At 70.4% G+C, this 18,493-nt stretch carries 14 protein-coding genes and 3 pseudogenes; 11 read left to right on the top strand and 6 right to left on the bottom strand.

Translation table 11 applies throughout. The features are described 5' to 3' along the window. The first annotated feature begins 49 nt into the window (after window positions 1-49). Window positions 50-907: a tRNA pseudouridine(38-40) synthase TruA gene (gene truA / locus AC5L3C_RS14675; protein ID WP_493649390.1), complete on the top strand. Its 858-nt coding sequence runs from the start codon at window positions 50-52 to the stop codon at window positions 905-907. Between the two features lie 10 nt (window positions 908-917). On the opposite strand, the gene AC5L3C_RS14670 is transcribed toward truA, so the two are convergent. Beyond that, window positions 918-1,805, bottom strand: a complete 888-nt coding sequence (locus AC5L3C_RS14670; protein ID WP_493649389.1) for a hypothetical protein — start codon at window positions 1,803-1,805, stop codon at window positions 918-920. A gap of 107 nt (window positions 1,806-1,912) precedes the next feature. Between AC5L3C_RS14670 and AC5L3C_RS14665 the strand changes: the two genes are divergently transcribed. The 5 genes from AC5L3C_RS14665 to AC5L3C_RS14645 all read left to right on the top strand — a co-directional run bounded on the left by AC5L3C_RS14665 (window position 1,913) and on the right by AC5L3C_RS14645 (window position 9,069). Next, a complete protein-coding gene (locus AC5L3C_RS14665) occupies window positions 1,913-3,091 on the top strand; it encodes a CapA family protein (protein ID WP_493649388.1) in 1,179 nt (392 codons plus the stop codon). A 209-nt stretch (window positions 3,092-3,300) separates the two neighbouring features. Next, window positions 3,301-5,550, top strand: a complete 2,250-nt coding sequence (locus AC5L3C_RS14660) for a HAMP domain-containing protein (protein ID WP_493649387.1) — start codon at window positions 3,301-3,303, stop codon at window positions 5,548-5,550. 6 nt (window positions 5,551-5,556) lie between these two features. Further along, window positions 5,557-7,362: a poly-gamma-glutamate synthase PgsB gene (gene pgsB / locus AC5L3C_RS14655; RefSeq protein WP_493649386.1), complete on the top strand. Its 1,806-nt coding sequence runs from the start codon at window positions 5,557-5,559 to the stop codon at window positions 7,360-7,362. Between the two features lie 70 nt (window positions 7,363-7,432). Beyond that, window positions 7,433-7,915 carry a poly-gamma-glutamate biosynthesis protein PgsC/CapC gene (locus tag AC5L3C_RS14650; RefSeq protein WP_125504716.1) on the top strand — a complete coding sequence of 161 codons (483 nt, stop codon included), beginning with the start codon at window positions 7,433-7,435 and terminating at the stop codon, window positions 7,913-7,915. Window positions 7,916-7,980: 65 nt separating this feature from the next. Continuing rightward, window positions 7,981-9,069, top strand: coding sequence for a C40 family peptidase (locus AC5L3C_RS14645; protein WP_493649385.1), 1,089 nt, complete (start codon window positions 7,981-7,983; stop codon window positions 9,067-9,069). 31 nt (window positions 9,070-9,100) lie between these two features. On the opposite strand, the gene AC5L3C_RS14640 is transcribed toward AC5L3C_RS14645, so the two are convergent. Next, window positions 9,101-9,982: a hypothetical protein gene (locus tag AC5L3C_RS14640; protein WP_493649384.1), complete on the bottom strand. Its 882-nt coding sequence runs from the start codon at window positions 9,980-9,982 to the stop codon at window positions 9,101-9,103. Between the two features lie 74 nt (window positions 9,983-10,056). Here AC5L3C_RS14640 and AC5L3C_RS14635 point away from each other — a divergent pair, with 74 nt between their 5' ends. From AC5L3C_RS14635 to AC5L3C_RS14615, 5 genes and pseudogenes are all read left to right on the top strand, one after another. Then, window positions 10,057-11,358, top strand: coding sequence for a glycosyltransferase family 87 protein (locus AC5L3C_RS14635; protein ID WP_493649383.1), 1,302 nt, complete (start codon window positions 10,057-10,059; stop codon window positions 11,356-11,358). A 205-nt stretch (window positions 11,359-11,563) separates the two neighbouring features. Beyond that, window positions 11,564-12,007, top strand: a complete 444-nt coding sequence (gene rplM, locus AC5L3C_RS14630) for a 50S ribosomal protein L13 (protein WP_125504712.1) — start codon at window positions 11,564-11,566, stop codon at window positions 12,005-12,007. A 41-nt stretch (window positions 12,008-12,048) separates the two neighbouring features. Next, entirely contained in the window at window positions 12,049-12,561 is a 513-nt protein-coding gene (gene rpsI / locus AC5L3C_RS14625; RefSeq protein WP_125504711.1) for a 30S ribosomal protein S9, read from the top strand. A gap of 276 nt (window positions 12,562-12,837) precedes the next feature. Beyond that, complete coding sequence (gene glmM / locus AC5L3C_RS14620; RefSeq protein WP_493649382.1) at window positions 12,838-14,196, top strand: phosphoglucosamine mutase; 1,359 nt, start codon at window positions 12,838-12,840, stop codon at window positions 14,194-14,196. 735 nt (window positions 14,197-14,931) lie between these two features. Further along, window positions 14,932-15,469: pseudogene (locus tag AC5L3C_RS14615) on the top strand (site-specific integrase); the annotation flags it as partial. Window positions 15,470-15,622: 153 nt separating this feature from the next. Here the strand turns inward: AC5L3C_RS14615 and AC5L3C_RS14610 are convergent. The 4 genes and pseudogenes from AC5L3C_RS14610 to coaA all read right to left on the bottom strand — a co-directional run bounded on the left by AC5L3C_RS14610 (window position 15,623) and on the right by coaA (window position 18,393). Beyond that, on the bottom strand, window positions 15,623-15,949 hold the full coding sequence (locus AC5L3C_RS14610) for a hypothetical protein (RefSeq protein ID WP_493649381.1): 327 nt from the start codon (window positions 15,947-15,949) through the stop codon (window positions 15,623-15,625). Window positions 15,950-16,272: 323 nt separating this feature from the next. Then, window positions 16,273-17,094 (bottom strand): annotated as a pseudogene (locus AC5L3C_RS14605) (RHS repeat-associated core domain-containing protein); the annotation flags it as partial. Window positions 17,095-17,160: 66 nt separating this feature from the next. Continuing rightward, window positions 17,161-17,223, bottom strand: a pseudogene (locus AC5L3C_RS14600) (hypothetical protein); the annotation flags it as partial. A gap of 201 nt (window positions 17,224-17,424) precedes the next feature. Further along, window positions 17,425-18,393, bottom strand: a complete 969-nt coding sequence (coaA, locus tag AC5L3C_RS14595) for a type I pantothenate kinase (RefSeq protein ID WP_493653883.1) — start codon at window positions 18,391-18,393, stop codon at window positions 17,425-17,427. Between the last annotated feature and the right edge of the window lie 100 nt (window positions 18,394-18,493).

The raw sequence follows: 18,493 nt of genomic DNA, 5'->3' as shown, positions 1-18,493 counted from the left end.
GGGGGGCGGGCCCGCTTTCGTGTCCGCGTGCGGGTGAGAGGATCGCGGTGTGAGTGACGACGTACAGCCCGGGTTCGTACGGGTCCGACTGGACCTGTCCTACGACGGAACCGAGTTCTCCGGCTGGGCCAGGCAGGCCGGGGGCCGGCGGACCGTGCAGGGGGAGATCGAGGACGCGCTGCGGACCGTGACACGGTCCGGCGGGACGACGTACGAGCTGACCGTGGCCGGGCGGACCGACGCCGGTGTCCACGCCCGGGGGCAGGTCGCGCACGTCGATCTGGAGCGGGAGGTGTGGGCCGAGCACCACCCGAAGCTGCTGAAGCGGCTCGCCGGACGGCTGCCGATGGACGTACGGGTGTGGGCGCTGCGGGAGGCACCCCCCGGTTTCAACGCCCGGTTCTCGGCGATCTGGCGGCGCTACGCCTACCGGGTCACCGACAACCCCGGGGGAGTGGACCCGCTGCTGCGCGGTCACGTCCTGTGGCACGACTGGCCGCTCGACGTCGACGCCATGAACGAGGCGGCGCGCGGGCTGCTGGGGGAGCACGACTTCGCCGCGTACTGCAAGCGGCGCGAGGGCGCGACGACCATCCGCACGCTCCAGGAGCTGAGCCTTGCGCGGGGCGCGGACGGGATCATCACGGCGACCGTCCGGGCGGATGCCTTCTGTCACAACATGGTGCGCTCGCTGATCGGCGCGCTGCTGTTCGTCGGCGACGGCCACCGTCCGCCGGACTGGCCCGGGAAGGTCCTCGCGGCGGGCGTGCGGGACTCCGCCGTCCATGTCGTACGCCCGCACGGGCTGACCCTGGAGGAGGTCGGCTACCCGGCCGACGAGCTGCTTGCGGCGCGCAGCAGGGAGGCGCGCAACAAGCGGTCGCTGCCGGCGGACCGCTGCTGCTGATCCGGACCGCTCAGTCCTGCGCCCACCGGGAGAGCAGTCCGGACACGGCGTCCGCGGCCTCCTCGGCGTCCCGGCCGTCGCCCCGGGCGGAGGGGGCCAGCTCCAGGTGGACGAAGATGGCGTGTTCCCGCTGCGCCGACCGTCCCTGGACGTTCTGCTTGCCCTCCAACGGACACCGCGCCGACCATCCCCGGCAGACCCGCAGCCCGTCCGCCTCCATGCGGTCGGCCAGCGCGGAGACCTCCTCGGGCGCGCTCTCGACGGCCCCCGTGGACACGACGGCGTCGTGGTCCGCGGTGGACTCGGCGAAGCCGTGCAGCTGCACGCCGGGCACGCCGCGCTGCTGCAATTCCACGACGACGGTGTGGAAGGCGCTGTCCTCGCGGTGGGCGACATCGGCGGCGTCCCCGGGCCCCGCCCGCCGGTGGGCGCCGGCCAGCACCAGCGCACCGCCGGGGACGTCCTCCAGGAGCCGTACGCCGAGGGCCTCGGTGTCCCGGTCGGCCACAGGGTGCGGCACCTGGGCGTTCCAGCGGAGGCGGGAGTCCGCGGTCACGTACAGCCGTCCCCAGGACGTGCTCTCTTCTCCGGTGGCCGCGATCTCGTCGTAGCGGCGGCCGGTCGCGGTGTCGGTCAGCCGCGTCACGCCGAGGCCGATCGGGGCGAGCAGCCGCTCCGCCTCCCGCGCGTCACCCTCCAGCAATCTGCCCACGCCCTCGGCCAGTTGGGCGCGCTCCTCCTCGTCGGGCGCCGAGTAGGGGCCGTCCGGGCTCAGTTCCTCCGCGTAGTTCAGGACATGGCCGCGCAGATCGACCAGTTCACGGGCGCTGGGGTCGGTGTCCTTCGACGGGGACCGGGACGCTTTCTGGCAGGACGTCAGGGCCAGCGGCAGAAGCAACAGGGCAAGAACGAGAATAAAGTGTGATTGTCTCGTGATGGTGAAACGAGGGTTACGCATGCGTGGCATGTGAACATGTTCCGGTGACATTTCGTAAGCCTCTCCGCATGGGTCGTACCCCGGCGACTCTGGTGGCCGCCATGTCTCTCCTCGCCGGCTGCGGCTCCGCCGTGGCCGAGACGCAGGCCGAGGCCGGCGGGCGCTCGTTCACCGTGGCCGCGGCGGGTGACATCCTCATCCACCCCGAGCTGATCGAGCAGGCGGCCAGGGATGCCAAGGAGACCGGCGAGGGCGAGGCGGGACTGGACTTCCGGCCGCTGCTCGCCGGGGTCAAGCCTGTCATCAGCGAGGCGGACCTGGCGATCTGCCACATGGAGACCCCCGTCGGGAAGCCCGAGGGGCCCTTCGAGGGATTCCCGGAGTTCCTGGTGCCGCCGCAGATTCTCACCGCGGTCAAGGACGTGGGCTACGACACCTGCTCCACGGCGTCCAACCACACCTACGACCACGGCATGAAGGGTGTGCGCAACACCCTGGACGCCCTGGACGAGCTGGGGCTCGGGCACACCGGGTCGGCGCGGACGGCCAAGGAGGCCGAGAAGATCAACATCCGGGAGGTCAAGGGCGTCAAGGTCGCGCACCTGTCCTACTCCTGGGAGTCCTTCGTCCACCCCACGCCCGAGGACAAGCCCTGGATCCTCAACAAGACCAGCTCGTCCGCGATCCGCAAGGCCGAGGCCCGCGCCCGTGAGAAGGGCGCCGAGGTCGTCATCCTCTCCGTGCACTGGGGTGCCGAGTACTACAACGAGCCCAGCACCGCGCAGCTGAACCTGGCGCAGTGGCTCAGTGAGGAGACGGGGATCGACCTCGTGATCGGTCACCACTCCCACGTCGTGCAGCCGATCCAGAAGGTCGGCAACACCTGGGTCGCCTACAGCCTGGGCAACCAGGTGGCCCGGCACTCCTCCCCGGCCGGGATCACCGAGGAGGGCGTCATCGGCTGGTTCGAGTTCCGGGAGACCGCGGACGGGTGGGACGTCAGCGCCCGCCACCGTACGACCCTGGTGGAGATCCCGCCCGAGCTCCAGCCCGGGGAGAAGCCGGCGGACGGGGCGGTCGTGGACCACCGGGTGCGGGATGTGCGGCAGTCGCTGGAGAAGCCCGGCGACCTCTCCGAGGAGCGGCTCTCCCGCCTGCGGCTCGCCGAGCAGCGCACCAGCGGGTTCCTCTACAACCGCGGTGCTCCGGGAGGCGACGGCCTGAAGCCGCTGCCCCTGGAAGGGTGACGCAGAACACAATCCCTTCCTGCGTTCGACCTACAACTTTGTCGGCGCTTATCAGTCTTTTCAGTGACAGCGTCGCACGACCGCGCGAGCGGTGATCCTCCGTCGTGCGCTGGACCCACCGCTGCGACCAAGGAAGAAGACCGGTGACATCGAGTCGTGCCGCGAACGCGGGACGGGCTGGGCGGCGATCCCGCCACAGACGCGCGGACATGCCGCTGCTCGGCGGCATCCGCCCCCCGATCGCCCTGCTGTGCCTGCTGATCGTCGCCCTGGCCGGTCTGACGGCGAAGGTGCTGGGACCGAGCGGTGAGGCCGTGGTGCCCGAGGCCGTCCTGACCTCGCAGAAGCACTTCGCGGAGGACGGCGCCATCGCGCTGCGCGCCTCGATCGACGAACGGGTCACCGACCTCCAGCGCACCGCCGCGGCGCTGAGCAAGGGGGAGCGGGCGGAGCCGGAGGACGTGCTCTCCGACCTCGGCCGGACGTACCAGAAGTGGACCGGCACCACGGTGCTGGACCTCGAGACGGGCGACGTGCTCGCGGCACGGGGCGAAAGGATTCCGCTCGCCTGGATCGACAAGGACGTCCTCACCGGCGAGTACGCCCTCGCCCCGCGCATGGTGCGGCTGGAGACCGGCGACGTCCGCCTGATGACGATGGCGGTCCTCGACCGCAAGGAGGGGCCGCAGCACCTCCTGATCGCCTCCAACAGCCTGGCGGTGCCCAACATCTCCATGGGCCCGTTCCGCACCATGGCGGTCGTGGCGCGCGACGGTGAGGTCCTCGCCACCGCCGGATTCGAGGAGTCCGAGGCGCTCAACTCCGACAAGCAGCGCACGGAACTCGACTTCCTCCAGAAGCAGATGTCCCGCCTCTCCGACCAGGCGGCCACCCGTACCGAGGAGCACCCCGTCACCGCCCGGGAGCCCGGCTCGCACGGCCACCCCGGAGTCAGCGGCACCCTGGTGGGCGACAGCTACAACGGGCGGATCACCACCGCCGGATACGCCTCGCTCGCCTCCTCCGACCCGGCGGAGAAGGACAGCGTCGCCGCCGGCCTCGGGCTCACCGTGGTGGCCATGCTCCCCGTGGTCCAGCAGCAGGGCGCCGCCGACGCCGGCCGGGAACTGTACGGGCTCGTCGCGGCCGGTGCCCTGATCGCGCTCGGTCTGCTGGCCGCGGCCGTGCTCTGGGCCGCCGTGCAGCGACCGCTGCTGCGGATGTTCCTGGAGTCCCGCCGACTGGCCCGCGGTGACCTGACCCGGCCGGTCGCGATACCCCGCTGGGGCGAGGCCGCCCGCATCGGCACCGCCCTGGAGCGCCTGCGGACCCAGCTGACCGGCGACGCCGACGGCGAAAGCTCCGGCACCGGCCGCCGCAGGGCCCGCTTCGGCGTCCGGGTGCCGCTCGCGGTGACCGCCGTCCTGCTGCTCCTGTGGTGCGTGCCCGTCGGCCTCCTGCTGAACCGCACCGACGACTCGGTCAGCGTGCCCGCCACCATGGTCAACGACCAGCGCGAACGCACCGACCTGATCGCCGACCGGGTCCGCCGGGCGCTGAACGAGGCCCAGGCCGACCTGGTCTCCACCTCCCGGCTGATCGACGTCGACAAGCCCGACGCCGCCGGCGAGCTGCTGGCCGACGCCCTGCGCGAGCACACCCGCTACCAGGCCCTGTACGTCGTGGACGGGTCCGGCGAGGTCCTCGCCCGCGCCGGCGACGACCCGCACGCGTGGAGCGACGACGAGGACCTGCCCCTGGTCCGGGTCTCCGGTAAGGGCGGCAAGAAGCCCGTGATCCAGGCCGGCGCGCCGGTGCCCGAGGAGAAGGGCACCACGCTCGTCGGCGAGGTGCGCGTGGAGTTCCTGAACTCGCTGCTGAAGCGGCCCGGCCTCGGTGAGCTCCGGGTGGTGAACGCCGAGGCCGAGACCCTCGCCGCCAGCGACGGCTTCCGCGCCTTCGAAGGCCTTCCCGGGGACACCCTGCCCGACCTGGTGCGGGCCGCCGGGGTGCCGGTCGGCGCCGGGCCGGTCGAGAACGGCCTGCTGCTGCGCGACGGCGGCAGCGTCACCGTCGCCGCGGCGGCCCCCTTCTCCGGCGGCGGTGTCGCCTCCGACCTCGGCTGGACCGTCGTGAGCTGGCAGAACGCCGACTCCTTCGAGATCGCCGCCTACGAGCGCGAGGACCGCAGCGTGCTCGCGGGTCTGCTCGGCCTCGCCGCGATCGTCATCTGCCTGGGCTGGGTGCACCTGGTCGTCGCACGGCCGCTGCGGGCGCTGGCCGCGAGCGCGGAGAAGCTCGCCGGCGGAGACCTCAAGACCGTGCACTTCCCGCGCTACCAGGACGAGGTGGGAGCCGTCGTCCGCAGCCTCGAACTCATCCGCCAGCAGTTGCAGGCACGCCGAAACAACCAGGCACGCCGGCCCGCCGAGCCCCGGCTCGGCGCCGGAGGAAGGTGACCCGCCGTGCTCTATCTGTACTTCGTGCTGCTGGCCGGCAGCCTGTTCCTGCTGATCGCCGGCATCCTGGAGCAGCGCCGGCACTACGCCGCCCTGCATTCCATCCCCTCCCGCGTGCTCGTCAACGGCATCCGCGGCAAGTCCTCCATCACCCGGCTGTGCGCGGGGGCGCTGCGCGGCGGTGACCTGGTCACCGTGGCCAAGACCACCGGCACCGCGGCGCGCTTCATCCACCCCGACGCCACCGAGGAGCCGGTCTACCGCAAGTTCGGCATCGCCAACGTCGTCGAGCAGATCGGCATCGTCCGCCGGGCCGCCACCTACCGCCCCGACGCGCTCGTCATCGAGTGCATGGCGGTCATGCCGGCCCTCCAGGAGGTCAACCAGAGCAAGCTGATCCGCTCCACGATCGGCGTGCTGTGCAACGTCCGCGAGGACCACCTCGCCGAGATGGGCCCCACTCTGGACGACGTGGCCCGCTCGCTGTGCCGGTCCATGCCCGAGGACGGCATCTGCGTCACCGCGGAGAAGGAGCGCTTCCACATCCTCCAGGAGGAGGCGGACGCCCGGAACTGCAAGCTGGTCTACGCCGACCCCGAGACGGTCACCGACGAGGAGCTGCGCGGCTTCAGCTGGTTCACCTTCAAGGAGAACGTGGCGATCGCGCTGGTCGTCGCCGACCTGCTCGGAGTGGAGCGCAAGGTCGCCCTCCAGGGCATGTACGACGCCCCGCCGGACCCGGGTGTGCTCTCCGTGGAGCGCTATGTGGCCCCCGACGGCGACCGGCTCGCCTTCGCCAACGTCTTCGCGGCCAACGACCCCGAGTCGACGCTGATGAACATCAACCAGCTGCTCGACCTCGGGGCGATCCGCCGCCCGCTCAACGTCGTCATCAACTGCCGCCCCGACCGCGTCGAGCGCAACGGGCAGATGGGCGAGATCATCCCGGATCTGCAGCCGGACAACGTCTTCGTCATCGGGCACCCGTCCAAGAGCGCCATCGACGCCATCCCCGCCGAGTGGCGCGACCGCGCCGTCGACCTGGGCGGTGAGCGCCGCTCCGCCGACGAGTTCATGCCGGCCATCCTCGACCGCATGTCCGACGGTGCCTCGCTGGTCGCCATCGGCAACATCCACGGGCAGGGCGAGGAGCTCCTCGAGTACCTGGCCGAGCTCCCGGAGGACGACAGCGACAGCGGGGAGGCGGAGCAGGGCCCGGCGGCCGCCGCGGCTCCCGTGCAGGCGCAGCGCCTGGACCCGTTCGCCTCCTACCCGACGGCGCACGAGGAGCGCTACCAGGCGTCGCAGACGCAGGAGATCCCCATCGTCCGCATCCCGGCCCAGCAGGGCGCCCCCCGCGCCCGGCAGCCGCGGGAGCAGCAGCAGATGCAGTACGCGCAGTACGGGCAGGAGCAGCAGTACGCGCAGCAGCAGTACGGGGAGCACCAGCAGTACGGCGAGCAGCAGTACGCGCAGGGGCAGCAGTACCGGCCGGAGCACGAGTACCAGCCGGAGCAGCACTACGAGCCCGGGCCGCGGCACGAGCAGTACGGGCAGGGGACGCCGTACCCGCAGCACCAGCAGTACCCGCAGCAGCAGTACGAGCCGGAGCGGTACGAACCGGAGCAGCGGTACGAGCCGGAGCAGCGGTACGAGCCGGAGCAGCGGTACGAGCCGGAGCAGCAGTACGAGCCGGAGCAGCCGCCCGCCCCCGACCCGGAGCCGCCCCACCCGTACTTCGGGCGCCCCTCCTGGGCCGAGCCGGACACGCCCCCCGACGGAACCCGGCACCCCGGCGCCGAGGGCGGGTGACCGCCCCCGCGCCGCCGACCGTGCGGCCGTCCGCCTCGCCCACCCCCGTTCCCCTCGCCCGGAGACCCCGTTGACCACCGCCGCCCTGACCCCCGAGATGGCCGCCCTCGGCATCGCCATAGGCCTGTTCTTCTCGCTGCTGTGCTACCTCACCACCAACCTGTCCCCCGGCGGCATGATCACTCCCGGGTGGATCGCGCTGACCCTCATCGAGGACCTCCAGCGCGCGGCGATGATGGTGGGCGTCACCGCGCTGACCTACGCGGGCACCAAGATCATGCAGCGGCTGGTGATCCTCTACGGCAAGCGGCTGTTCGCCGCGGTGGTGCTGCTGGGCGTGCTGCTCCAGGCCACGGTGATGATCGTGCTCTCGATCGAGTTCCCGCTCATGTACGGCAACCAGACCCTCGGCTTCATCGTGCCCGGCCTGGTCGCCTATCAGATGGTGCGCCAGCCGAAGGGGGCCACCCTGCTGGCCACCGGCACCGTCTCCCTCATGGCCTACATCGTCGTCGCCGCCGGCCTGCTGCTCGGCGTCATGCCCACGGTCTGACACCCGCCGGGCACCCCCAAGAACCGAGAACCACGATGAACCGAATGACAACCGAGGAGTAAAAGGTGACAGGGAAAGCGAAGAAGAAGTCGCGTCCGGTCGTCTCGGGCCTCGTGGTCCTGGGCCTCGTCGCGACCTCCGGCTACCTCACCCTGGAACTGCGCAAGCAGGAGGCGCCCGGCGTCACCGAGGTCAAGAACGTCGGCGTGCTGAACGGGGGCGGCGGCTCCGGCGACGGCGCCTCCAAGGACAAGGGCGGGGAGAAGTGGTCCCGGCTGGAGAACCCCGCGCGCTCCGTGCTGCGCGACGGCAGCGGACGTATCCAGGCCGTGTTCACCGACGGAGCGCGCACCGCCACGCTCACCGGACCGGCGCGCACCTTCGAGGAGCCGGCCTCGACCTCTTCCAAGGTCTCCACCACGGACTGGGTCCGGCTCATGCCCGAACCGTGGAAGAAGGGCGCCGAGAAGGAGAAGTGGTTCAAGGAGTGGTACGCCGAGTACGCCAACAGCAAGAAGGACGACCTGTTCGCCTTCGCCTTCCAGTACGTGGCGGGCGCCCCGGTGAAGAAGGACGAGCAGGGCATCGCCTACGCCGGTGACGCGAACTTCGGCCCGCTGAACACCACCGGCGCCGAGGGCGGCGACCTGCGCCTGGAGCAGTCCGACTTCTACGACTACCTCGGCGTCCCGTACCCGTTCCGGGACGGTGCGACCGGCACGCCCGAGGCCATGCGCGCCAAGTCGCTGGACTGCTCCGGCTTCATCCGCATGGTGTTCGGCTACCGCGCCCGCTACCCGCTGAGGTCCTCGGACACCTCCGGCGACGGCCTCCCGCGCACCGCCAACGGCATGGCCCGCTCCAAGGAGGGTGCCGACGTGCTCCCGCTGGCCGGGATCACGCCGAAGGACCGGCCGTCCAACATCGACCAGCTGCAACCCGGCGACCTGGTCTTCTTCAAGCTCGACACGCGGACCAAGGACCGCCTGGACCACGTGGGCATGGTGCTCGGCCACGACACCGAGGGCCACCTGATCTTCGTCTCCAGCCGTGAAGAGGTCAACGGCCCGACCATCGGTGACATCGGGGGCGTCTCCCGTCTGGACGGCAACGGCTACTACGCCAAGACGCTGCGCAGCGCCAAGCGGCTGTGACCGCCCGCGCCGGCGGCGGCGCCACGGGTCGCTACTCGTTGGCTGCCGCCGACGCCTGGGCCTCGCCCCTGCGGCGGATCTGCCGGAACGTGAACTCCTGGAGGTCGTCGCCGGTGGCGAAGACGGCCTTGTCCTTCGTCGTCACGTCCTTGCCGTCCGTGAAGCCGGCGAGGGTGAAGTAGGCGTAGCGGCCGTAGGAGTTGGTCGTGGAGCGGCAGATCGCGCCGACGCAGAAGTCCTTGACGCCGCCGCCCGACAGCGACTTGATGATGCTCTTCTTGTCGGCCTGCTTCTTGGCCTTGGTCGCCTGGGCCTCGGTGTCGAAGACGGCCACGCCGACCGTCACCGCCACCTTGTCCTTGGTGTAGGTGACCCGGATCAGGCGGGTGCAGTCGTTGTCGGTGAGGACGTTGGGGAGCGTCGCCTTCGCGGCCGAGGCGCAGTTCTTGGTGTCGGCCGTCGGCCCCTTCTTGTACACCGTCTCACCCATGGTCAGCTGGGTGCCCGGGAAGAGGATGTCGGGGCTGAGCGGGGCCTTGTCCTTCTTCGCGCTGGCGACGAAGTCCTTCGGGTCCAGCGGCGGCGGGGCGCTCGTCGGGGCGAACGACGGGACCGTGCCCGTGGGGCTCGGCAGATCGGAGGCCCCGGGAAGCTGCGAGGAGGCGCCCGGTGAGGCCTGGTTGCTGCCGTTCGCCGACACCACGGCGACCGCGACGGCCGTGCCTATCGCGACGGTGGCGAGTGCGCCGCCGCCTATGAACAGCATCCGGCGCCGCTTGGCGCGGGCCTCCGACGCGTCGGCGAGCGCCGCCCAGTCGGGTGACTGGCTCGCACCGCCACCGCTCCACGGCTGCTGGGAATTCGGTGTCCAGGGATCCCACTGCTGTGAAGGTCCCCCCTGCCCAAAGCTCATGGGCCGCATCTTAGACGGGGGAAGGGGTGTGCTGGTCCGCGTCAACCGGCCCCGGAGGGCCTAGCGTTGCCGGCATGGTGACGGGCAAAAGCGACATCTCCGGGTGGTTGGTGCGTCCCGCCGGCGGCTGCCTGTGGGCCGGACTCGCGGCCGTGCTGGGGGCGCTGACGGTGCATACGGTGCTGGTGACCTCGGACGGAGGCATGGACAACGCCATCGTCGTGGACGCCGCCCGGACCTGGCTGGACGGGGGGTCGCCGTACGACGACCGGCACTTCCTCTATTTCCCGAGCGCCGTCATGGCCGCCGTCCCGCAGGCCCTGCTGCCGCGGTCCGTGCTCGACGTGCTGGCGCCGGTGACGGTGGTCCTCGCCCTCGTCGCGGGCTGGGTCTGTGCGCTGCTGCTTCACCGCGTGCCGCTGCGCAGCAGGCTCGCCGCCCTCGGCCTGCTGGGCCTGGCGGCCGGCTTCGCGCCTTTCGGGCAGCTGGTGCGGCTGGGGAACTGGACGGTGACGGCCGTCCTGGCGCTGCCGCTGTGCCTGCTGCTGGTGAGCCGGGGCCGGTGGGCCGCGGGCGGTGCGGTCATCGGGGTGGCGGTGGCGCTGAAGCCGCTGCTCGCGCCGATGGCGCTGCTGTTCCTCTTCGCGCGCCGCTGGACCGCGCTGGCCCTCGTGGTCCTGGTGCCGGCGGTCACCTCGGTGGTCGCCGCGCTGTTCCTGCCCGACCCCACGGGCTTCCTCACCCGCACCCTGCCCTTCCTGGTGACCGGCGACGACGCCTTCCTGCGGCTCTACGAGGCCTCGCCGGCGGCCGTGCTGCCCCGCCTCGGGATGCCCCAGGGGCCGGCCACCGCGCTCGCCCTGCTCGCGGGCGCGGCGGGCGTGGTGTGCGCCTACCGGCGCTGGCGGGGACCCGGGCCGTCGGCGCTGCGCCTCGCGGAGACGTCGGCGGCGCTGATGCTGTCGGCGTTCCTCGTCTCGCGGCCTTCCTACAACCACTACCTCCTGGTCGTGCTCCCGCTGCTGCTCGCCGGACTGCCGTACGCCGGCGCGGTGGCCCGGCGGCCCTGGTTCTGGCTCGCCCTGGTTCCGCAGCTGCCGGGGGTGACCTGGCCGTGGCTGGAGGCCGGGACGCGGCGGGCCTTCCGGGACGCGCTCACGCTGGGTGTGCTGGCGGTGACGGTGGCGTACCACTGTGTGCGCGGGGCGGGAGGGGTGGAGGCGGCGGAGGACGCGGAGGCGGCGGAGGTGGCTGAGGGGGCGGAGGTGGCCGGTGGGGTGGAGCGGCGGGAGGCGGAGGGCGGTTCCGGGGAGTCCGGGGGGCGGCGTTCGGCCGTACGGTCGGTGCGGGGTGACGGGGGGCGGGGCTCGTTTTGACCCGTCCGGTCGAGCGCGGGTATTCTTCAGGATCGTTGTGTGTAGTGGCTTGCTCATTCTCACGTGAGGGGCCCTTACACCGGTCCACCGGACCGATGACCAGCGACCAGCACGCGGTTTGCGTCACCGCGGTGCGGTCAAGGCTGTCGATCGTCTTCGGTGACCTTGTCAGGACCATTCACTGAAGAAGCGAAGGCTACGAACCGTGCGTACGTACAGCCCCAAGCCCGGCGATGTGACGCGCCAGTGGCACGTCATCGACGCTCAGGACGTCGTCCTGGGCCGGCTGGCCTCCACTGCGGCCTCCATCCTGCGCGGCAAGCACAAGCCGATCTACGCGCCCCACGTCGACACCGGTGACTTCGTCATCATCATCAACGCCGACAAGGTGCACCTCTCGGGCAACAAGCGGACCCAGAAGATGGCGTACCGCCACTCGGGCTACCCCGGTGGTCTGCGCTCCGTCCGCTACGACGAGCTGCTCGAGAAGAACCCCGAGAAGGCCATCGAGAAGGCCGTCAAGGGCATGCTCCCCAAGAACTCCCTGGGCCGTCAGATGCTCTCGAAGCTGAAGGTCTACTCGGGCGACCAGCACCCGCACGCTGCCCAGCAGCCGGTGCCGTTCGAGATCACCCAGGTCGCGCAGTAAGTCCGGCCACCCCTAAGACTGAAGAGAATCTGAGGAGAATCGTGGCCGAGACCACTGCTGAGCAGCCGCTCGAAGAGCTTGACATCGACAGCTACACCACCGAGTCCGAGGTGCCCGTCGAGGGCGAGTACACCTCGGAGTCCATGGCCTCCCGCTTCGGCGAGCCCCAGCCGGCCGCCGGCCTGGGCCGCCGCAAGAACGCCATCGCCCGCGTCCGGATCGTCCCGGGCTCCGGCAAGTGGAAGATCAACGGTCGCACCCTCGAGGACTACTTCCCGAACAAGGTGCACCAGCAGGAAGTCAACGAGCCCTTCAAGGTGCTCGAGCTCGAGGACCGTTACGACGTCATCGCCCGCATCGCGGGTGGCGGTGTCTCCGGTCAGGCCGGTGCGCTCCGTCTGGGTGTCGCCCGTGCGCTGAACGAGGCGGACGTCGACAACAACCGCGGTCCGCTGAAGAAGGCCGGCTTCCTGCGCCGCGACGACCGTGCGGTCGAGCGGAAGAAGGCCGGTCTGAAGAAGGCCCGCAAGGCTCCGCAGTACAGCAAGCGCTAAGCACAGGGCGCTCGCGCGTACTCCGAACGCCCCGGCGGCACGCCACAGTGCTGCCGGGGCGTTCGTTTATTCGGTGCCGTGGGCGTATAACGGCACAAGGCGCTCAAACGCTAATGTGATCGAATGGTCGGGTGGGCCGCACTCGCGTGAACAGCGTTTCGTGCGACGACCGTCGAACACACACATCACGGGCTTCGGGCAGCGGTACAACCGTCGGCCGTACGGCCGGGGGTCATCACCTCGGCTGTCGAAACTGACGCATCCTCAGGAGGACAAGTGGGACGACTCTTCGGCACGGACGGCGTGCGCGGTGTCGCCAACGCGGACCTGACGGCGGAGATGGCGCTCGGCCTGTCCGTGGCCGCGGCGCACGTGCTGGCCGAGGCGGGCACGTTCGAAGGGCACCGGCCCACCGCGGTGGTCGGGCGTGATCCACGTGCCTCCGGGGAGTTCCTCGAGGCGGCCGTCGTCGCGGGGCTCGCGAGCGCGGGCGTGGACGTGCTGCGCGTCGGTGTGCTGCCGACGCCGGCGGTGGCCCACCTCACCGGGGCGCTCGGCGCCGACCTCGGTGTGATGCTCTCCGCCAGCCACAACGCCATGCCGGACAACGGCATCAAGTTCTTCGCCCGCGGCGGTCACAAGCTCGCCGACGAGCTGGAGGACCGCATCGAGTCCGTGTACGAGGAGCACCGCACCGGGGCGCCCTGGGACCGGCCGACCGGCGCGGGCGTCGGCCGCGTGCGGGACTTCGGGGAAGGGCTGGACACGTACGTCGACCATCTCGTCGGCGTGCTCCCGAACCGGCTGGACGGTCTGCGGATCGTCCTCGACGAGGCGCACGGTGCCGCGGCGAAGGTGTCGCCGGAGGCGTTCACCCGGGCCGGGGCGGAAGTCGTCACGATCGGTGCCGAGCCGGACGGGCTCAACATCAACGACGGGTGCGGTTCGACGCACCTCGACCGGTTGAAGGCCGCGGTCGTCGAGCACGGGGCCGCGCTGGGGATCGCGCACGACGGGGACGCCGACCGGTGCCTGGCCGTGGACCACACCGGTGAGGAGGTCGACGGCGACCAGATCCTCGCGGTGCTGGCGCTGGCGCTGCGGGAGCGGTCCGCGCTGCGGTCCGACACGGTGGTCGCGACGGTGATGTCCAACCTCGGGTTCAAGCTCGCGATGGAGCGGGAGGGCATCCGGCTGGTGCAGACCGCGGTCGGTGACCGGTATGTGCTGGAGGAGATGAAGGAGAACGGCTACGCCCTCGGGGGCGAGCAGTCCGGCCACGTCATCATCCTCGACCACGCGACGACGGGTGACGGCACGCTGACGGGTCTGCTGCTTGCGGCTCGGGTCGCCGGGACCGGGCGGACGCTGCGGGACCTGGCGTCGGTGATGGAGCGGCTGCCGCAGGTGCTGATCAATGTGCCGGACGTGGACAAGTCGAGAGTGAAGACGTCGGCGGAGCTGGCGGCGGCGGTCGGTGAGGCGGAGCGGGAGCTGGGCGTGACGGGGCGGGTGCTGCTGCGACCCTCGGGCACGGAGCCGCTGGTCCGCGTCATGGTCGAGGCAGCCGACATCGACCAGGCCCGCACGGTGGCGGGCCGCCTGGCGGACGCCGTCAAGACGTCCCTGGGCTGACGCGCGGGACACCTGCGGCGCCGCTGCCCTCCGGTGGGGGTGCGCGTCGTATGCCTGCGGCGCAGCTGCGGGTGCGGTGGGGGTGCGCGTAGCGCCCACCGTGGGTGGGTGGTGCGGGGCCGCGCCGGGAGTGTACGTCCTCGGACTGGCGCGATGGGGCTTGTTGGCGGGGCTGCACGGCGCGGACGCGCCAGCCACTGCGGGCGCACACCCCCGCCCCGCCCCCTCCCGCCGTCGGCGCCTACCGCGATCCCCGCAATCCGCCCCTCGCTACCTGCTTCTTCGCAGGACAGCGCGTGATTTGCGTTCCGCTGGTGTCCGTCGTTGTGCGGGGGAATCCGTGGGCGTTGCCGTCACTACTGCCGTCAGGAGCGGGCGGCTGGCACTGGTGCCATGTCTCGTACCGCCGGTCACCGCGGAGTTGGTGTCGGACCACCGTGTGCGCGGTGGGGCCGGTAAGCCCTGTCCCTGTGCCGTCGAGCATGTTCCAAGAGCTCGAAGCCGGCACCCTCCGCGTAGCGTTCCAACTCACGGAGAACAGGACGCGCCTGTGGATCTCGTCTCGCGCCTCGTCGCCCGAGGGAAGCATCCAGTGCCGGTGCATGGTGTTGATCTGGGTCCGCAGGTCCCACGTGTGGCGGATGGTGACGGTGGCGGGGCCTCTCGGCGTGTCCACCGTGGCAGTGGCTGGCTCGGTCCGGGTGATCGGGGCGACGGGGGAACACAGCACGAGCAGCGCTCCACACCGGACTCCGCAAGGGCGAACTCCTCGGCCTGCGCTGGGAAGACCTCGACCTCGACAAGGGCACCGCCGCCATCCGCCGCACACTCCAGCGCACCAGCGCAGGCGGGCTCACCACGCTGCCCACCAAGACCCGGGCCCGAACGCCGCATCGCCCTCCCCACCCGCTGCGTCCAGTCGCTGAAGCGCCACCACGAACAGCAGCAGCGCGAGCGCGAGGTAGCGGGCACCGCGTGGCAGCCCAACGGGCACGTCTTCACCACCGCGCAAGGCGGGTCGATCGACCCGACCAACCTCACCCGCGCCTTTACCACGCTTCTCCGCAAGGCCGGCCTCCGCCGCATCCGATTCCACGACCTCCGCCACTCGAGCGCCACCCTCCTCCTGGAACAGGGCGTCGAACTCGTCGTGATCAAGGAGCTGCTCGGCCACGCACACATCGGCGTCACCGCCACCGTCTACGCACACGTCCGACTCCGCCTCCAACGCGAAGCCATGACCGCCCTCGGCGACGCTCTCGACCGCCCCTGACCCCGCGCACGGCAACGGCGGCGAACACTCCTGGTGTTCGCCGCCGTTGCCGTCAACTGCCGCCGTCAAGGCAGGACGTAATACCCCATACAGGGCATGAAGCGGCCCTGCCTCTTCGCCTGAGTGAAGGGGCGGGGCCACCCCTGCGGAGGGTCAGGCGATTGGCTCGCCCGCCACTCCGCTAAATCCAACGAGACCGTTTCTCTTCGCCATGTTGAGAATCTCTGGGAGATAGTCAAGCTGGCGAACCGAAAGGGTCAGGAGGACGTATTTGGCTGCATCGTCAGGCTCCTCCTCCAGGTCAAACTGAGACGGCTCCAGAACGTCGGCAACGTCCGGCCACCTACCCAGCAATTCTTCCCGAAACCGCAATACGTCAGGACTTGCCGCGAGGTCGCCGGTGTCGCCTTCAGCGAGGGCGTCAAAGACTTCCTCGGGGTCCCCGATGCAACGCTTCCAGAAGCCAAAGTCGCTACTCACTGGCCATCCTCCCAGGTTAGGGGTTGCAGATTGGACAATCTGTGCCGCGACGGACTACCGAGGTTTCAAACCCGTACGTCTTCGCTAGCCATTCGTCCTTCCTTCGCTGACCCCTCGTGTAGTTCGATTTATTCACCTTCACCTCATAAAGGTGAAGGTTGCCGTTTGGTTGCCTGACTGCGATATCCACTTGACGCTTACCATAGGGGGTCCAGAGTTCGAGCCCGTTCCCGTAGCTCTCGCTGTAGATATCGGACTTCTTGTAGAACTTCTCGAACGTCGCCGTCATTTCATCAACACCGGCGGCACTGCGAGCCTTGTCGGGTTTCGTCGCCGTCCAGGCCTCTTTGGCCGTAGTCGTCGACGCTGCTGACCATGCCGAGGTCGTTGTGGTGCCGGGTGGTGACGTGGGTGCGCCAGGTCTTGGAGCCGGTGAGGTAGGTGCTGGTGTAGGTCGTGGTGCTACGGGCCCACAGAGCGGTGTGGTCGGCGGCGTCCGGGACCGACTGTGTGGCGGTGTTCTTGTAGGTGTAGTTGTGGACGGTGCTGCTGATGGGCCGGCTGCCGTTGTACGTGACCTGCTGGCGCAGCATTCCCTTGTACTGATTGCTGTCGGTGACGGCGGGGACGTCGGCGTCGGTGTCGAGGAGCGGCTCGATGCTGACGGACTTGGTGCCGTTCTTGTTCTTGTCGCCGTGCATGCCCTGGAGGTAGAGCGAGACGGTCTTGGAGCGAGTGGTGCCGGTGGCGCCGGTGTAGGCGGTGACCTGGCGGTAGCCGCGCCAGTCCGACCAGGTCCGCTCGTCCTTCGGGGTGAAGGGGTCGTCGTTGTGGTGCCAGGCCGCGCCGCTGTAGGAGTAGGCGTGTTCGACGGCGGGGTTGGCGGCGGTCGGGTCGTGTACGCCGACGGCGGTGACGCGGTACTTGTGGAACCAGTCGATCGCCGCGTTAGTCGGCGCCGTTGATGTGCCAGTACTGCGGGTAGCAGGAGCGGGTGTTGGTGTCCGGCGCCGCGTCCAGGACCTCGCTGCGCACGCATTCCGGCGAGGAGAGCGTGACCTCGGTGATCGCGCCGGTCTCGGAGGTGACGGTGGAGATGCGGGGGCGGTCAGGGGGAGAATGTCGTCGGTGGCGTCGACCCGGTGCCCGGACCGCTGCAGGAGCGCCATCGTGACGCCGGGCAGGACGTCGGCCTTCGGCCACACGACGCCGTCCGCCCCGATGAAGCCGACGTTCCAGGTGCCGCCCTCAGAGACACGGTCGTCCGGCCCGATGAACAGCGCGTCGTCGGCGCCTTCGAGGAGTGCGGTACGGCGTGCGTGCAGGGCGCCGAGAGACCGGCGTGCTTGACCGTTGGCACATCACGCTCGTAGTGGACCGACTCAGCGCCAGAGTCAGCAGGGCAACGGCGCACGACGCTGGGGTGCGCTCCCCCGGGCAGCAGGCCCGGCAATGCCGAGAAGTAAAGGGGTGGCTCACAGCTTGCGCAGGCTCAGGCGTTGGACCTTGTGGTCCGGCCCCTTGCGGAGCACCAGCGTCGCCCGCCCCCGAGTCGGCGCGATGTTCTCCACCAGATTCGGCTTGTTGACGGTCCGCCACATCGTGCGGGCATAGTCCAGCGCCTCCTCCTCGGACACCTGCGTGTACTTGCGGAAGTACGACGACGGATCCTGGAACGCCGTCTCCCGCAGCCGCTTGAAGCGGTTGAGATACCACCGCTCGATGTCCTCCGCCCGCGCGTCGACGTACACGCTGAAGTCGAAGTAGTCCGCAAGCCCCACCCGCGTCCGCCCGTCCTTCCCGGGCAGCGCCGGCTGCAGGACGTTGAGCCCTTCGACGATCAGGACGTCCGGGCGGCGCACGGTGAGCGTCTCGCCCGGGACGATGTCGTAGATGAGGTGGGAGTACACCGGCGCGGTGACCTCGTCCTTGCCCGCCTTGATGTCGGCGACGAACCGGGTGAGCGCACGCCGGTCGTAGGACTCGGGGAACCCCTTGCGCGACATCAGCCCGCGCTTTTGGAGCTCGCTGGTCGGCAGCAGGAAGCCGTCCGTGGTGACCAGCTCCACGTGCGGGTGCTCCGGCCAGCGGGACAGCAGGGCGCGCAGCAGCCGCGCCACCGTGGACTTGCCCACGGCCACGGAGCCGGCGACCCCTATGACGAAGGGCGTGCCCGACTGCGAACCCTGCTCGCCGAGGAATGTGTTGAGCGCGCCCCGCAGTCCGTCGGTGGCGCCGACGTAGAGGTTGAGCAGCCGGGACAGCGGCAGGTAGATGTCCCGCACCTCGTCGAGGTCGATGACGTCACCGAGGCCGCGCAGCCGCTCGACCTCCGCCGCCGACAGCGGCAGCGGGGTCTTGTCGCGCAGCGCGCTCCACTCGGAGCGGGTGAGGTCGACGTAGGGAGTCGCCTCCGGCCGTTGCCGGTGGGCGCTCCGGGGCATCGAGGAGACCGGAGAGATCACAGTCCATTGTTAACGGAGTTCGAACAGGGCGGCAGGTGGGCTGCGTCACGTCGGTCCGCCCCGCCGGGGACCGTGAGGT

It is taken from the genome of Streptomyces speibonae (assembly GCF_984686075.1).
This window is presented reverse-complemented; position numbering and strand designations above follow the sequence as displayed.

Excerpts from the sequence above, each read along its gene's own strand:
- AC5L3C_RS14665 (WP_493649388.1), top strand. The coding sequence starts at position 1,913 with ATGGGTCGTACCCCGGCGACTCTGGTGGCCGCCATGTCTCTCCTCGCC.
- coaA (WP_493653883.1), bottom strand. The coding sequence starts at position 18,393 with ATGCCCCGGAGCGCCCACCGGCAACGGCCGGAGGCGACTCCCTACGTC.
- AC5L3C_RS14660 (WP_493649387.1), top strand. The coding sequence starts at position 3,301 with ATGCCGCTGCTCGGCGGCATCCGCCCCCCGATCGCCCTGCTGTGCCTG.
- AC5L3C_RS14635 (WP_493649383.1), top strand. The coding sequence starts at position 10,057 with ATGGTGACGGGCAAAAGCGACATCTCCGGGTGGTTGGTGCGTCCCGCC.
- AC5L3C_RS14640 (WP_493649384.1), bottom strand. The coding sequence starts at position 9,982 with ATGAGCTTTGGGCAGGGGGGACCTTCACAGCAGTGGGATCCCTGGACA.